This is a genomic window from Segetibacter sp. (assembly GCF_025963695.1).
Taxonomy (GTDB): domain Bacteria; phylum Bacteroidota; class Bacteroidia; order Chitinophagales; family Chitinophagaceae; genus Segetibacter.
On sequence record NZ_JAOQAH010000031.1, the window covers coordinates 140345 to 157639 of the forward strand.

The window sequence follows — 17295 nt, forward strand, 5'->3', positions numbered from 1 at the left end:
TTAATACACTAATATTTTCTCTAAATTCTGTTTATACGTATCAAAGCCAAAAGCTTTTTTTACTTTTTGCTGTAACACTTTTTTCGCCCCTATATGATCTATTGGCTCCTCAATTTGTAGTGTATTTACGACTGCCTGAAACATTTCGGCGTCACTGTCTGGATCGATCAGCTGCCCCAATGCCCCCTGCTGTAAAGCATCAGCACTTCCGTCCTTATTGCCTGCTATAACAGGCAGCCCGCATGCCATGGCCTCAATAAACACAATTCCAAAACCTTCTTTTCTGCTGGGCATTACAAAAACGTCAGCAAGTAAAAAATGATCCACTACCTCTTCCTCTTTTATAAAGCCCGTCAATAACACGGTGTCAACAAGGTCGTTTGCCTGCTGCATCCCTAAGAGGCGCAGACTTTCTGTTTCATCTGCTTTTCCCGCAATGATATATTTAGCGTGGGGCACACAATTTTTCAAGTAGGGTAAAACGTCTATAACCTTATCGTAGCCTTTATACTTTTCGGTGGCCGAAAGCCTCGTTAGGGTAAATATTATTGAATCTGTTTCGTTTATGCCGTACCGTTTCATTAGGTACTCGGGTTTTTTAAATTCTTTCGGGTACGAAAAGTAAGGATCAATCGTGTTTGAGAACACCGTAATCTTTTCAGGACTTATCTTATGTGTTTTTACAATTGCTTCTTTCGTAAAGGTGCTTACTGCAAGAACGCTATCTGCATTCTGCATAACATAGCTTTTCACGCCTTTGAGTTGATCCCATACCTCAATACCATGGGTAACCAGTATGATGTTTTTATGTGCGAACATCTTTTTAATTCCCCATCCTATTAACGACAAATTAATGTGTCCAAGAACGATAGTATTATACTTGCTCGCTTCTTTCAATGCAGAAAAAACAAATTTTATCCTATTCCCTTTAAATCCTCTATAATTTTTTTTATCGAAATAAAGCGGATCTACGCTATAATCATAAACTGAAAGGCAATTGGCAATTAACTTGCCCTCTGCTTGAAAATCTGTTAGAGCCTTTAGAAAAGCGCGGTTAAATTTCTCAATTCCACCTGTGAAACGAAATGCACTAAGATTTAGAAAAAGTACCTTTTTAAATTCCTTGTTATAATACTTTATTGCCTCCTTTTGACAAGCCAGCAAATAAGCCCAATAATGCACCCACTGCAACTTGCCCGATCTTAACTTCTCATACTTCTTTATAAAATCAGGAGTACGCTGGGCAGTAGTTTGAACAGGAATAATCCATTTTTCAAAAGGAAATGTAAAACCCTGTTTCTTTCTGTTGTATACGTCCGACGGTAAAATGTCTGCAAAAGATTTTATTAGCAGATGCTTTTTGACGTGCAAGTCGTATTTAACCCTGGGAGAAATAGAATGGGCAGTTTCAACGAGTTCTTTATCGAGAAAAGGAACCCGTACCTCAAGACCATGCCACATGCTCATATAGTCGATATCCTTCAATAACTGGCCTTGCATATATAGGTTCTGTTCTCCCCAGCTTACCAACTCCTTGTCATCGATCTTTATTTTTCTTAATCCCGGAAAAGTTAATTCGTTTAGTGTATTATTAATTGATTTAACTGAAGTACCTAGTATTAAAGCCGTTTCTTCAGGAGTGTACAAGCCGCGATTAAAAAGATAATCTCCCAGGAAATCCTTGCGCTTTAAAAAAGACAATTTCTTTTTTCTTTGTTCGAAAAAATTCCTGGTCAACCCGATTACGAAAGCAGGTAACATTTTAAATAACCTGATACGCTGTGTTCGATAAAACGAGTCGTATCCTCCAAATAATTCGTCTGCACCAATACCACTTAAAACAGCTTTAAGGCCAAATTTGTGTGCATACTTACAAATAAAATAAGAATTGATACCGTCAATGCTTGGCTGGTCCATCGCCATCAAAATGTCTGGCAACGTATTTGAAAACTCTTCTTCTGTAACCAGGCACGAGCTGTGCTTTGCACCTGTCTTATCTATCACCAATTTCTGATACTTTGCTTCGGAGAACTTTTGGTCCTCAAAAATGATAGAAATTGTATGAAGATTTTCTTGTAGGGTTTTATGTGATAATAGTGTAAGTAGACTGGAGTCGATGCCCCCGCTTAAAAAGAGGCCAATTGGAGCATCGGATATTAAATGACGCGCTACCGCATTAGATAACTTTTCCCTGATTGCAATAACGGCTTCAGGTAATGTGTTAATGATGCTTTGAAATGAAAACATGCAGAATACTTCTTGCCGTATAAGCAACGTAGGTAAATCTATTGTTGCAACTGTTCCTTTATCCAACAACGTAACCCCTTCAAGAGTCGTAAAAGGTTCTGGCAAATGGCCGAAAGTAAGGAAGTAAACTTTCCACTTTTCGTATTCGTTCCAGGTAGGTTTGAGGGAAGTAAAGGCCCTCACTTCTGAGGCAAAAAATAATTTTCCTCCTTGAATGCTATAGTAGAGGGGTTTTATGCCTGCATGATCGCGGGCAAGTAATAGTTGAGAAGTGCGCTTATCAAATATAGCCAGGGCAAACATTCCATTAAATCTCTGAAAGCAGTTCTTTCCCCACTGGAGATACGACTTTAAAATAACTTCTGTATCGCATGTGGTTTTAAAAATATGACCAAGTGCTGCCAGTTCTTTTTTTAACTCTAAAAAATTGTAAATCTCTCCGTTGAATACAATTTGAAGACTACCATTTATATCCGACATAGGTTGATGACCGGCTGAGGTAAGATCAAGCAACGATAACCTTCTATGTCCCAGTGCTAAAGGCAACTTATCATCTATATATATTCCTTCCCCGTCGGGGCCGCCATGCTTCATACTATCTTTCATGATAGTAATGTCACTAGCAAGACTAATGGAGGATGGATCAAAAATTCCGGCAATTCTACACAAAGTCTAAATTCTATAAATTGTTTTGGGGCAGCACTTATTTATCAGCAAAAAGACAACGAGTAAACATCTTACTTAAAGAAGACTCCTCTCAATTTTTCCATAATACCTTTTTTACCACTTTCGGTAGAGTAACCATAATTGTATGAAAGGTTGTAGTTGTAGCCATAGCCGTAGCCATAACCATAGCCGTAACCATAGTAAGAATTGGCTCCGCCCATTTTTACATCATTTACCAAAAGATTCAAGTTCGGAAAAGCTTTCCCCACATATACATCATTAATATTCTCCAATCGCTTTCGCGGGGTGTAGCGCTGGCGAACAACAAAAACAGTTGAGTCAGCATATTTGCTTAAAACTTTTGCGTCACTTACAAGGCCAACAGGCGCCGAGTCAATAATGATAATATCAAAATTCTCTTTCAGATAGATGAATAGCTCTTCAATCTTTTCATCTAATAATAACTCTGAAGGATTGGGAGGAACAGGTCCTGCGGGAACAATGTATAAGTTAGGAGTAGTACTTAATTTAACTGGCAATTCATTCTTTTGCACATCCCCCATTACATAATTACTAATACCTTTTCTGTCAAGCAAACCTAAAGCCCGCGATATTTTTGGCTTACGCAAATCCAGTTCAAGGATTACGGTTTTTTTGTTAGCCACTGCCCATACGGCGCCTAAATTCATCGAAGTAAATGTTTTACCTTCTCCTGCCATAGAGGAAGTAACAAGAATGACGGGGCTCTTTTTATCAATAATAAAATATTGCAAGTTAGTACGAGCCATTCTAAATTGTTCAGAGATGATACTGCGGTCCTTCGCCCCGATTACCACTTCCCTATCGGCCATTTTATGGTGAGCGATTTCACCTATAATAGGCATGGAGGTGGCTTTCAATATATCTGTTCTATTAGTAATTTTATCGTTTAAAATATCTTTTAAATAGATAAAGCCAAGCGGTATAAGAAGACCTATAATAAGTGCAGTACGCATGATACCACTGCGGTCGGGACTGATAGGAGCCCATGATGAAGAAGCCGGATCTATAGATGAAGCATTCGAAGTACTTGATGCCATAGTAATAGCAGACTCTTCTCTTTTTTGCAGTAAAAAAAGATATAATTTTTCCTTTATTCCCTGCTGCCTTGCAATTTCCAGTAGTTCCCTTTCTTTAGAAGGTACAGCCTGAATTTGTGATCTTATCCTGTTATACTCGCTAAACAAGCGTCTTCGTATTGACTCTACCGGCCTTTTAATGTTAGACAAATTCTCAAGGATATCTAATCTGGCATTTTCTATCTGGCTTTCTAAACCTTGTACAACCGGATTTGCAGCGGGCATAGTTTTCAGCCTTTCTTCTCTTTCCGCCTGAAATCTATTATAGTTAGTAATTAAAGCTTGTAGTGTGGGGTCTTGAACTCCCAGTGAGGATGGTACAAGACTATACCTTTTCGTTGGCGTTTTAACATAGTCATATATCATATCTATCAACCTTATCTGCAGCTCTTGCTCGTTTAGCTGCTCCTCCGTTTTCTTCAGGTCTTCATATTGGATCTGGCCCTGGCTTTGAATATTGACGATTTCATTTTTCTGCCTGAACTCCTGCAAACCTTGTTCGACTTTACCTAATTCGGAAGTTAAAAGAACAAGCCGGTTATCTATAAATCGAACTGTATTATCTATGACCCTATTTTTATTTTCTATCGTGGAGTTGTTGTAAGCTCTTACCAACCCGTTAAGAATATCAATTCCTTTTTGAGGGATCTCTGTTGTCAGGTCTATTCTTAAAATATTCGCTTGAGCGTTTAATTGCCTGATGCTTATTCCACCTGCAATACCACCTGCAGTTTGAAAAGGAGGCTGCCATTGCATGACGTATTTGTACTCGGGATTAATGGCATGCTCATTTATTAGGTTTATTTTAAAGTCTCCCTGACTGCCGTGCACTACCTGCCCCGGAGAAAACCACTGATTATTTAAACCCTGTACTTCAAAATGGTCTTTGTCTCTAAAATGAAGCACAACACTAAAACCAGTAGTTGTATCTTTCTGATAAAGGTTTTCGTAATTGAATATTCTGTTATTATAACTTTCGGTACGTTTAAAATTGCCTTCTATTGAATATTGTTGGTTTAGGTTGAGATCGCGCACTACCCGCTCCATTAAAGTAGCAGACTTTAAGATTTCAATTTCATTTATCAAATTAGTCTTTGGCTTAAATAGAACGATCTCTTCTAAAGCATCTGCATTGCTGCTACCTCTTGAGCTTTTGTCATCTTTAACAAGCAGAGAGATACCAGAGCTATAATAGGGAATTTGATACCTTAAATAAAATTGCGCAATTGCTACGGAAATGCCTATAGAAACAATAAATAAGGGTAGGTAAATCAGGTATTTAAAAATAAGCTCTTTAGGGCTCAGCTTAAATTTTTGATCATCCTGCTTTAATAATGATAATGCGCTGGTGTCAGACATGCGTTAGCAGTTATTTTTTTATTGTGTTTATCACCAATACAACTACCGTTGTAAACACAGAAAAAACAGAGGTGGCTATAGAAAAATTTCTTATGAAAGATTGATCACTGGCAGCCACTTTATCTTTTGTAGGTTCTACATATACTACATCATTCTGCTGTAGTACGTAATAAGGAGAACTAAATGCGTTTTTAGAAAGAACATTTATTTTTCCAAATTCCCTGTTGCCATTTTTTTCCCTGATGACGGTAATGTTATCGCGGCGAGCAGTAAAAGGGAGATCACCAGCTAAACCAATAGCGTCTAAAACAGTTACTTTGCCTTCCGGAATATTAAATGTTCCCTGGTGGTTAACCTCGCCCAATACCGTTATTTTGAAATTGAGAAATTCAATAGTAACAATAGGATCATTTACATACTTAACAAGCATCTTGGTTAGAAAGTCTACCAGTTGCTTTCTTTTCATAGTTGAAACCTGCAGTTTTCCCAACTGTGGAAATTGAATTGTGCCATCAGCTTCTACTAAATATCCACCTGCGGAGCCCGAAGTTGATCCAGGCGTTGTTGATGCTAAATTGTAAGGAGCGGCAGAAAGTGGATTTAAGGCACCGACTACAATACTTAGCCTATCACCAGGTTGAACAATTGGTTCGACTCTCTGGACAACTTTAGAAAGTATTGTATCTCCCGGCTCATTAAAATATACCAAACTTTTTAACTTCCTCTCAGGATGACAGGATTGCAGCAACTGAAAAGAAACGATTAGTACTAAAACCCAACACCAACCTCTATGACTCATAATCGTCTTAATAAATTTATTTCCATGGCTTCGCCACCTTAGTCACATGGACTATTTGATTTGTTGTAACGAAGCCGATCCCCTTGTTTTAAAAGGCGAAAAAAGTATCGTTACCAGAGTCAAAACGATTTGTGCTACTAATTATTGTCTCTTTTTTAGAATTTTTCCCAAAAAAGGAAAACTAGTACATTTTGGTTAACTAATACTTATAACTGGATAATCATAAGTACGTTATAAATTTTCCACCTTTAGCAGGAGCCTTTGAAAATATTCTTTTGTAACAATACCACTTCTAAGCCTACCACGTTCATTTAATTTCTGAAGCAGTAATTAAGATGATCATAATGAAACCAACCTGCTCATTTTTTACTGGTATTTTCGAGTCAATCCGTAGTATAGATCACAGATCTCCTTTGTCTAAATTATAGCATGAAAAAACAAGCACAATGAGAAGATGTACCAGCAATACAATCAACACGATAACATTAGCAAAAACTATAGAAAAATCGATGATGAATAAACGAAATATTCGATCAACTTACATTTCAATAAATCATAAATGTACAAGTGTGCGACGCAACGGTAGCCGGGCTTTGCTTTACCGCCCGGTACATAAAAAAACCAGACTTGCATCTGGTTCTAAAAATTTAATGACCCATGCCTGGAAAGAGCGGTCGAGCTACTTCCCTAAATGGCCAGGGAACTGTTGCGATAATTAGTATAAAAGCAATTGTATAAAACCAGAATGAGCGGCGGTGCTTTGCCTTGTCAGTTATATTTTTCTTTGCAGACCCTCGGCCAATTGTTATAAGTATAATTCCAACAAGCATACCTGCAATATGCTCAACAGCCCAGAATCTGAAAACGCTGTCTTGCATTACCGTTTTCATGCCTTGTGCCTGGATATTTTGTAATCCCCAGGGCCCTGCAAACCATTGGTATAAACCTATCAGCAACATTATATGTGCAGCTATCATTAAAAACAACCCTACTTTTTTGTCACCGGAGGTAAAAGCTTTGTCGCCGGCCAAACCGGATATTGACTTAATAAGCGCCGCTAACAACAAAATGATAACAACCCAACGACCCACATTGTGTAAGTGCAATAATCCCTGGTACATAAACAGTATTTTTATTGTGGGCCAAAATTAAGGCTTAAATACTTTCCTGCGTTTGCAATTCGGTTATTAAAAAGATTTGCATTTAACGTTTGACGAGTAGTTGTGATTTAAGACTATAACGACAGGAAAATACGAAAGATGTGCTATTACTATTTGCAAATGGATTGTTGCAATCTCTACAGCAATGCAAAAAATATGATGAAAGCCACCTCAGGCAATTATTTTTGCGTCATGAAAAATTTGATTTCCTTTTTTATTGTGTGTGCTTTTACTGTAGCGTGTGGAGGGGAAGATAAAAAATTAACGCCTGTTGATGAAGCCCAGCTTCGGGCCGTAGACGACCTAAGTAAAAAAGTAAAAGAAAACCCGGATAGCGCAGGGCTGAGAATGAAACTAATAAACACTTATGATAGCTTAAAAATGTATAGGGAGGCAATTGAACAAACCGACAGCCTGATAAAAAAAGACAGCGTTAACAACGGCTTGTGGTTTACAAAAGCGCAGTTGCAGGAAGACAACCGAGATACTGCTGAAGCTATACGGAGTTATGAAAAAGCGCTACACATTTATCCTTCGATTGAAGCACAGTTGAGTTTGGCTAACCTGTTTGCTGAAACGAAAAATGAAAAAGCGCTGCTGATTTGCAGAAATGTAATGTCGATGGCGCTTGGTAGAGAAGCTGATGCGAATTGCAACTTTATAGCAGGCGTTTATTTTGCAAGAATTGGCGACAAAAAACAAGCATTACAACTATTTGATAAGGCCATTAACGATAATTATACTTTAATGGAAGCATACATGGAAAAAGGCTTTATTTATTACGATAGCAAAAATTACGAAGCGGCTTTACAAGTTTTTGAAACTGCACTACGTGTAAATAAAACGTATGCAGATGCCTATTATTGGAAAGCTAAATGCAGGGAGGCAACTGGAAATAAGTCAGAAGCTTTAATTGACTATAAACGATCTTTAGGCCTCGACAAGCAATTAAAAGAAGCGGAAGATGCAATTAAAAGGTTAGAATAAACTCATTGTTGAATTGTTATTTATTTCATTAAGAGAATCATGTTCAACAGCTTCAAAATACGCACGTCACCCTCAAACAATAAAACAATTTAATCACTAACATGCCCATTATAGCTCCCTCATTATTAGCAGCCGACTTTTTACACCTAGGCGACCAGTGTAAAATGTTGAACGAAAGTGAGGCCGAGTGGTTTCATCTTGACGTTATGGACGGAAGATTTGTTCCTAATATCAGCTTTGGGCTGCCGGTAATTGAACAGATAAGAAAAACTACCCGTAAAATTCTTGATGTACACCTAATGATAGTTGAGCCGGAAAAGTATGTGGAGGCTTTTAAAAATGCCGGTGCAGATATTTTATCGGTGCATATAGAAGCCTGCCCACATCTTCACCGCAATATAGAACAGATAAAAAGCCTTGGAATGAAGGTGGGGGTTGCCATTAATCCACACACAGTGACATCCGCTTTAAGTGATATTCTTCATTTGATTGATGTGGTAAATTTAATGAGTGTAGACCCAGGTTTTGGAGGACAAAAATTTATTGAGTTTACTCTTGAGAAAATAAAACAGTTACGTACAGTGATTGATGAGCGACGTCTTAACGTACTAATTGAAATTGACGGAGGCGTAACTCTTGAAAATGCCCGTTCAATTGTTAATGCAGGTGCTGACGTTTTAATTGCAGGCAGTACTGTTTTTAAATCTGCAGATCCAATTACAGCTATTGCTCAATTAAAAGTAATAAAGTAAAACATCGCATTTTACAATTGCGCGTCCCTTTGTGCCAGCAGGCACGTTATTAAACTTATTAATTAAAAATACACCTCTCTTACCACTTAGAACCTTTGATGATTACCAGCTAATCTTGCTGATTTCATCCCATAGTAACAGGCATGCAAGACAAATTGAAGAGGATTTATGTGAACAAAAAGCGGGGTGCAATTTTAGCACTAATTTTCTTTGGGCGAATAAGTTTTAATTAAATTCTTGGCTTCTTTAGCTGTTAATAGTGAAACAGTACCATGACGGGCCTCAGATGGAAAGCTTACATTCTCTTCAACTGTCCAGCGAATTAAATCGGGCGAGTAAGAAGCCCCAAAACGGTTGGTCATACAGTAATCATAAAGTAATAACCAGCCTGGTTTCAAAGGGTCTTTCATTACGGTTGGGCCTTCGGTAATTATCGGAACAATCTGACCCTTATTCAAAGGTCCTTCAATAATGCTATAGGGCCCCTCAACACTCTTTGATGTCGCCACCCTAATTGCCCGCCTTTCACCTGTTTTAACACCAAATTCCTCTTCCTTATGATATAAATAATAGGTGTCATTTTGTTTCAACAATGTTCCGTCTATAACGGAATAAGGGGGATTAAAAAGTACTTTAGCAGGTGTAAATATTTTCCAGTCACGCGTCTTACAGTACCAAAGCCTGCTCTCTTTCCATCCCGCATCTTTAAACGAAGAAGACCAGAATAAGATGTACTCTCCTGCTTTATCATTATAAAACCATTCGGGGGCCCAAATATTCCTGGCTAAAGCGCCAGTATCATTCGGCGCATCCTTCATTAAAGGCAAAGGAGCTTCCACTTGCCAATGTATCAAATCTTTAGAAGTTGCATAGAGACACGCCGGTCCTACCTTCGCACGATCCACACTTCGTCCCCCACCTGTTGCCAAAATGCGCCATAGACCGTCAGGCCCACGACGAACATAAGGATCACGCATCTGTTGCTCCCATACCGGCTTGTTATCGTTTAAAGGAGACCAATTACGTCCATCTGTTGATAAGGCTATATGCATCTTTTCTACCTGCATCGGGTTTGGCAGAGGCACCTCAACCGTATTTCCTTTAGCATCCATCTCAATACGTGTAGGATAACGCTGGCGGAAGTAAGTGAGCATCCAAACGTTTTTATCTTTCTCAGTCTTAAGCAGTTGTTTTGCACCTAAATTGTGCCGTACTACTTCTTTCTTAGGTTGCGCCAATGCTTCCAGGCAGGCAATAATCAATACAATAAATAGGGCAAGTTTCATGTTTACAAAAATTTCTACTGTCCTCGAAAATATAGAAAGTTTCTCTCATTCCCCCATCATAAAACTCACGCTTTGAATGCATCGTTTACCAGCAACCCAGTGGGATTCCTGTCTTTTCAATTCCAATTAATACAGTTCCAAGAGCTGCCTTTAACACGTCATTGAAGTATAAAGCCCATTTGATGAACCGTTTCAAATACTTGCAGTCGGTCATGCATAGCGGGATGATAAACAGAAAGAAGATAAATAACTAAGGCGGTCTAGGTGAAAGATCGTCCTACAAAACATTTTTTTTGGGACATACATTATTACAACCCGAAGCTTCTGTTGCGTCGCACCCTTGTACATTTTAGCAACTATGCTTTTTTATTCATGCATAAATATCTCCCCGGGCAAGATTTGCACCCTGTTTTTTAAAAGTTCGGTAACGTGGTTAGCAACCAATAACAATCCTTGCACCTGCTTATTGTTAGTGGTCAGTTCTGCTAACAGCAACACGTTAATTTTTTGCCTGCATACGTATTAAACACCTAACGTAATCCGCCATTAAAGCGTGCCCAATTTACAGTTATCAAAACTCCCCCCTTTGTTTCATTCTAACTTTATTCAATGCCTTACGACCCGATTTTTCAAGCACTTGTACTACTTCTGAAATTTTAATCGGCTTACTCAAATAATCGTCCATCCCCGCTTTAATACAGATTTCCCGATCCTGGCTCATGGCATTGGCTGTCATGGCAACAATTATGGGTTGGTCGTCCATGTTTTTTCTTATAAACCTGCAAGTCTCCAATCCATCCATCTCCGGCATTTGCATATCCATCAAAATCAAATCGTATGTTTTTTTGTCCATCGCATTTAGCACCTCATGACCGTTACTAGCCACATCTGCCTGGTAACCCATTTTAGCCAATACGTGCAACATCAATTTTTGATTTACTGCATTGTCTTCAGCTATCAATATACTCATTGGGTAAGCCTCGGATATAGTACTCGAAAATACAGGTTGAGCACCTTCCGGTTTTTCAACCTGCTTATTACTGTTGTGCTTTAACTGATCGCAAATGTGTTTGTACAAGAGCGAATGCTTAGTAGGTTTATTTAAAATAACATTAAACAAATGAGCATATTTGCGGCTCTGCTCGTTTCCGACAGAACTTAGCAATATAATATTAATGTGAGGGCGAATTTTCCTGATCTTTTCGGCTAACTCTACTCCGTCCATCTCCGGCATCTGCATATCTGAAATAACTAAATCAATCAACTTATTTGTTTTGATAATATCGATCGCCTCTTCACCAGACTCAGCTAGCACTGGTATCAAATTCCACTGTTTCAATTGATTTTCCAGTATATTCCTGTTTGTAAGATTATCATCCACAACTAAAATCTGCTTGTTGGCGATATTGGCCATACTTAGGTGTACATAAGTAGGCAGCGCCTTAACTCCTATCTTCGATAGTATATTAAAATAAAAGGTAGTTCCCACACCAGGTTCACTCGTCACTTTAATGTCACCTCCCATTAGTTTTACCAGCTTTTCACTGATCGCTAATCCAAGACCTGTTCCGCCATATTTTCTTGTAGTGCTTGAGTCGACCTGCGAAAATGCTTTAAATAAACGGTTTATTTTATCTTTTGGAATGCCAATACCTGTGTCGCGTACGTCAAATAACAATTCAATGTTTTCATTGTGCTGTTTGCTTACTTTAACACCAATTGCGATTTCGCCCTGCGAAGTAAACTTGATGGCGTTGCCTACCAGGTTAATTAAAATCTGCCTTAACCTTACAGAATCACCAATAATTTTTGATGGCACGTTAGGAGCTATTTGGTAAACAAGATCGAGGTTCAATACCCCTGCTCTTGCTGCAAACACGTCCAGTACTCCTTCAATACAATCTCTGATATCAAAGTCGTGTTCGTCCAATTCTAAATTTCCAGACTCAATTTTAGAAAAATCAAGAATATCATTAATAACTGTTAACAAGGCATCGCCACAAGTTTTGATTGTTTCGGCATAGTCATGTTGTTCATTGGTTAGGGTGGTATTCGATAATAAAGTAGACATTCCAATCACTCCATTCATCGGCGTACGAATTTCATGGCTCATGGTAGCTAAAAATATATCTTTTGCTTTATTTGCTTTTTCAGCTTCCTCGCGTGCATGCTCAGCTTCTTCACGTGACTTGCGTTCTACAACGGTTAACTGCGCCAGTCTTTCCGTCCGTTCTTTCACCAGTAGCTCAAGCCGCAGTTTCTGAAATTTAATCTCGCGTAGCCGTATTTTAAAGACCGCGTAAACGCCCCCAACCAATGTAAGCGCTACTAACAATTTAAACCACCAGGTTAACCAAAACGGAGGAACGATAGTAATTTTAAGTGCCGCATGTTCGGGCGACCACAAACCCTCATTGGTTCTATACTTAACTTTAAATTTATAGGTTCGGGGTGAAAGATTAGTATAAGAGGCGCTATTTCTGCTACCTACATAGTTCCACTCTTTATCAAACCCCTCCAGCATAAAAGCATATTCTTTTTTATTGGCAGTGGTAAAGTCAAGTGCGGCAAACTCCAGGGAAATAACAGATTGATCATAAGAAAGACGTACATCCTTCGTGTAGGAAATATCTTGTTTTAAAATGCCAGGTTCATTACTATTTTCAGAAATCGGTAATGCTTTATTAAATATATTGAGGCTGGTAATCATTAAAGGAGACCAGCCTTTATCATTCACTATTTTTTTAGGATCAAAAGCATTGAAGCCATTTAAACCACCAAAATACAGGGTTCCATCATGGCTCTTTAAGGCTGAGTGAGGTTTAAACTCATCGGCCTGCAAACCATCCTCTGTTGTATAATTTTGAAACTTCCGGCTTTTGGGATCAAACATAGCCAATCCGTTGTTGGTACTGATCCACATATTGCCGCCGTCGTCTTCTTTAACAGCATAAATAATATCGCTGGGTAAACCGTCCTTCCTGGTAAAAATGGTAAACTCCTTTGTTTCAGGGTCAAACACATTCAGCCCTGAATAAGTACCCAGCCACAACCTCCCATTTTTAGCTTCAAAAATATTGGTTACGGTATTATTACTAAGGCTATTCTTTTTGTCATTATGCTGAAACCGGATAAAGCTGTTTGTTTTCCTATCCAGCAAATTCAGCCCGCCATCGTAGGTACCCACCCAAAGATTACCATGCCTGTCTTCAATTATTGAGTATACCCTGTCGCTGCTTAAACTATGGGGGTTTTCAGCATTAAACTTATAATGAGTAAAATGGTTGGTAAGCCTGTCATATACGTTTAGTCCGGCATTATAAGTGCCCATCCATGTTTTTTTATCCCGCGTGTGTGTGATGGAATACACATTGTTTCCACTTAGGCTATTTGCATTTTTTGCATCATGAACGAAATGTGTAAACCGGTTTGTCTTTTGGTCTAAAATACTTATTCCACCTCCCCATGTGCCTATCCACAATTTACCTTCGTAGTCCTGGTTTATCGAGAGTACAAAATTCCCTGAAAGTCCCGCATAGTTATTCTTATCCTTGTAAGAAGTAAAGGTTTCGTTTATCGGGTCAAATTTATTTAACCCTCCCCCATCGGTCCCGATCCAAATATTATTGCCCGCATCTTCAAATAAGTCGAGAACAAAATTATTTGACAAACTAAATGGCGAAGTATTGTGCGTATAGTGAGAAAAGTTGGTTGTGCTCTTTTTAAAAAGATTAATACCACCGCTAAAAGCCCCCAGCCACATGTTGTCTGTCTTATCTCTTAAGATACCGTAAATAGAATTAGCACTCAGGCTATTAAAATCTATATCGTCATGAGCGTAATTGTCGAAAACGTTAGCACCGCGTCTAAGAATACTAATGCCGGAATTTTCAGCGGCAACCCATAAATTTCCGCTACGGTCCTCATTCATGCATAAAATATTGTCGCCTGCAAGGCTTCCTTTTTTACGGTTATGCCTAAATCGGGTAAAGGTTTTCTCCTGTTCATTAAAAAGGTTTAGGCCGTTGCCTTGCGTTCCCACCCAAAACCGATGCTGACTATCTTCAAACATCGAGCTAACACTATTTCCTGAAATCGTTTTAGGGTCGTGTTCGTTATGAGAAAATTTAGTAACCGAACCAGTTTTTTTATCTATTAGGTTCAGACCACCTGTAGACGTTCCGATCCAAAGATGTTTATGAGAGTCTTCAAAAAGACTCATAATATCATTGTCGCTGATAGTAGTGGGGTCGTTAGCAACATGCATGAAACGCTTAAATCGGTTGCTTTTCAAATCAAGTTTATTCAAACCACCTTTTTGAGTTGCAATCCATAAATTTCCCTCTTCATCAAATAATAGTTTGTTTACACTGTTACTCGAAATGCTGTTTGCATTTCTGCTATCATTCATATACCTCGTAAACACGTGAGACTTAACGTCGTATTTGTTCACACCTCCGCCTTCTGTCGAAATCCAAATATTACCCTGTTTATCTTCCTTTATATCCTGGATAAAATTATTGCTGATCGTATTACTGTCCTTCGAATCGTATCTATAGATGGTAAACTTATATCCATCATACCGGTTAAGGCCATCTCTTGTACCAAACCACATAAACCCATAGCTGTCCTGGAAAACACACGTAATGTTTATTTGCGAAATGCCTGCCGATATACCTATGTGCTCAAACTTCAGGCTCTTGTTTTGGGCGCCGCCGGCAAAAGGAAGGGCAAGTATAGCTGCCGCTATAAAGGTTCTCGCAATGGTTTTATAAAAAATGATTTGTTTCATTTTGTAGCAATTAAAATGCTACTGACTCAACCCCATATAAGATGTATTATTGTCGCCCTAAATTTAATACACCCGTTATAGTTATTCTTTTGTCCTTTACTACTAATAGCAGCCTCTTTATTACTTATGCTTGTTTTGTTACCAATCACTGTACTACTATGACACCCCGGTTGCGTCGCACCCGTGTACAGCAAAACGTATTGCAGCAAAAAAAGGGCGAATTATACTAAAAATATCTGGTTTCTGCAGTTAAGGCTCTAACTGCCCGGTATTAGTAAATGTTCCTAATCACTGACCACTTCTAACATCAAAAAAAAATTTCCGTAACACCTTCTGCAGCATCATCAACACACCTTCCTAATGGCCTCAAGTACTTTTGTAAAATTTCGCCTATTAGCAAAACGGTCTTCATGTCCCAATCCATCCCAACAAGTAAAGTGCGTTTCTTTGCTCAAAATATGATTAAACATTTCCTGCTTGGTGGTTATGAGGTCAGCAAGAGAATCAAGTTCCATGGTAACAATTGAAATAGGAAGAGTTATACGTCCGTAATTATTCAAGTAATTCACCTTCCATTTCGAGAACTCATAGTATCGACTAGCAATGCAGAATAAAATTGTTTCATAATTCCGCTATAAGTTCCATCCATCGTCTTATAAAATAACCGCTTCCTCATTGCCTTATCAACATTGGGAATATGATACAAGAATTCCCACATCTTACGTAACGAAATGAAATTGAAAATTAGAGGGAGCGGAAATAGAAGCCATCTTATTCCTCCGTTTCGAATCATCGCTGTTCTAAGTTTAAATGACACCGGACTTGCTACGCAGCTTAATATTTCTACAATTTTAATCGGTGATTAAGAACGAAGTAATCGCGTTTTTTTCCAAATATTTTCAGACACAAGCCATCTGTCACAAAGCTTTTTAATGGCGACGCAATTGACGGCAAAAATGGCAGTTCGGGTGTTTTGATATAACTGCCAGATAAAACGCCGTCCCAATCAGGTTCAACTTTTACCTGCGTATCAAAAATAGGAGCAATAAAGTTTCTTTCAAGTAAGCGAACTCGTTTTTCCGTTATAAAAGAGTGGCAAAACAACCGGGTTTCAAAAAGCAAAAGCGCGAACACGGCGAGTGACCCAAAGAGCGGCACATGGTCTGCGCAACCCTCCCCAAACACTGCGGTTGAAAAATTAAAAGGAATTTCAAATGTTATGACGTAAGTACCTTTTTTGTAGAAAAAAAGTAACTTTTTAGGATACAAAAAGTACTGGTTTTATTTTTTAAGTCCATTTCTAGTACAAATAATAGCATTAAGGACCTTCCAAAAAAAGTTGCAGATGGTAAACATTGCAGTTGCAGAAGATGATAAAGATGACTTTTTAATGCTTAAAGAAGCGATTGAAAACATTCTGCCCAAATTCAACATCACCCACTCGAGTGATGGCTCTACTTTTTTGCAGTTAGTAAACGCGCAGGCAGACGTAGATCTTATTTTTCTTGATTTACATATTCCTAAAAAAAATGGTGTAGAATGTCTTATTGAGTTGCGACAGAACGAAAAGCTGCAAGCAACTCCCATTATCATTTACTCCACCTCCTCCAACTTTGAGGATATAGATCTTTGCTATAAAAACGGGTGCACCCTTTATTTAGTTAAACCTACATCCTACAAAGACCTTGTGACCCAGATAAGAAAGATTTTTTTTCGTATTGGTCTCCCACGAAAAGAATTGCAGTCTAAAGAAATGTTTGTGGTAAGAATACAACAGGAATAGTGGCTTAATAAGTCCCTCCTCTTTGAATAGCCCTTTTCACACCGTTTCCCTTATGCATTCTCATGCCATAAGGGAAACCTATCTACTTCATTTTATTCACTAATAATGTAATAAAGCACTTCAAGTTCGACAGTATAACCAGAAACCTTTATTTGTCACATTTGCAGATTTTTTGTTATCACAAATTGCAGCTTACATTCCTGTAATTAACAATACTACACCGGCAAAAAAAGCTCCTCCGGCAAACACTATAAAAGATAAAATACTTTGGTTTGGTTGGCAGTACTTGCTGATGTAGTCTCATTTAAACACTGTTTCAAATCCCTTTCAATGGTAGCGCATATAG

General features: G+C 38.5%; 11 protein-coding genes. 3 read left to right on the forward strand and 8 right to left on the reverse strand.

The annotated features are described in order from the left end of the window. From asnB to JWR87_RS05245, 4 genes are all read right to left on the reverse strand, one after another. A complete protein-coding gene (asnB, locus tag JWR87_RS05230; RefSeq protein ID WP_297816435.1) occupies positions 1-2916 on the reverse strand; it encodes an asparagine synthase (glutamine-hydrolyzing) in 2916 nt (971 codons plus the stop codon). 68 nt (positions 2917-2984) lie between these two features. Beyond that, positions 2985-5390, reverse strand: coding sequence for a polysaccharide biosynthesis tyrosine autokinase (locus JWR87_RS05235; RefSeq protein ID WP_297816438.1), 2406 nt, complete (start codon positions 5388-5390; stop codon positions 2985-2987). 10 nt (positions 5391-5400) lie between these two features. Beyond that, positions 5401-6189, reverse strand: a complete 789-nt coding sequence (locus JWR87_RS05240; RefSeq protein ID WP_297816441.1) for a polysaccharide biosynthesis/export family protein — start codon at positions 6187-6189, stop codon at positions 5401-5403. Between the two features lie 647 nt (positions 6190-6836). Then, positions 6837-7310, reverse strand: a complete 474-nt coding sequence (locus tag JWR87_RS05245) for a hypothetical protein (protein ID WP_297816444.1) — start codon at positions 7308-7310, stop codon at positions 6837-6839. 231 nt (positions 7311-7541) lie between these two features. On the opposite strand from JWR87_RS05245, the gene JWR87_RS05250 reads away from it, so the two are divergent. Both JWR87_RS05250 and rpe read left to right on the forward strand, forming a co-directional pair. Continuing rightward, entirely contained in the window at positions 7542-8336 is a 795-nt protein-coding gene (locus tag JWR87_RS05250) for a tetratricopeptide repeat protein (protein ID WP_297816447.1), read from the forward strand. Positions 8337-8437: 101 nt separating this feature from the next. Continuing rightward, a complete protein-coding gene (gene rpe / locus JWR87_RS05255; protein WP_297816450.1) occupies positions 8438-9088 on the forward strand; it encodes a ribulose-phosphate 3-epimerase in 651 nt (216 codons plus the stop codon). A gap of 200 nt (positions 9089-9288) precedes the next feature. Here rpe and JWR87_RS05260 read toward each other — a convergent pair whose 3' ends face one another. The 4 genes from JWR87_RS05260 to JWR87_RS20240 form a co-directional block, all read right to left on the reverse strand. Then, positions 9289-10374 carry a glycoside hydrolase family 43 protein gene (locus tag JWR87_RS05260; RefSeq protein WP_297816452.1) on the reverse strand — a complete coding sequence of 362 codons (1086 nt, stop codon included), beginning with the start codon at positions 10372-10374 and terminating at the stop codon, positions 9289-9291. Positions 10375-10945: 571 nt separating this feature from the next. Continuing rightward, positions 10946-15166, reverse strand: coding sequence for a two-component regulator propeller domain-containing protein (locus JWR87_RS05265; protein ID WP_297816455.1), 4221 nt, complete (start codon positions 15164-15166; stop codon positions 10946-10948). A gap of 344 nt (positions 15167-15510) precedes the next feature. Next, positions 15511-15681, reverse strand: coding sequence for a hypothetical protein (locus JWR87_RS05270; protein ID WP_297816457.1), 171 nt, complete (start codon positions 15679-15681; stop codon positions 15511-15513). A gap of 328 nt (positions 15682-16009) precedes the next feature. Further along, positions 16010-16351 (reverse strand): DUF2270 domain-containing protein, encoded by a 342-nt coding sequence (locus JWR87_RS20240; protein WP_366090178.1) that lies wholly within the window; start codon positions 16349-16351, stop codon positions 16010-16012. Positions 16352-16511: 160 nt separating this feature from the next. On the opposite strand from JWR87_RS20240, the gene JWR87_RS05275 reads away from it, so the two are divergent. Beyond that, positions 16512-16949, forward strand: a complete 438-nt coding sequence (locus tag JWR87_RS05275; RefSeq protein WP_297816460.1) for a response regulator — start codon at positions 16512-16514, stop codon at positions 16947-16949. Positions 16950-17295 lie beyond the last annotated feature (346 nt).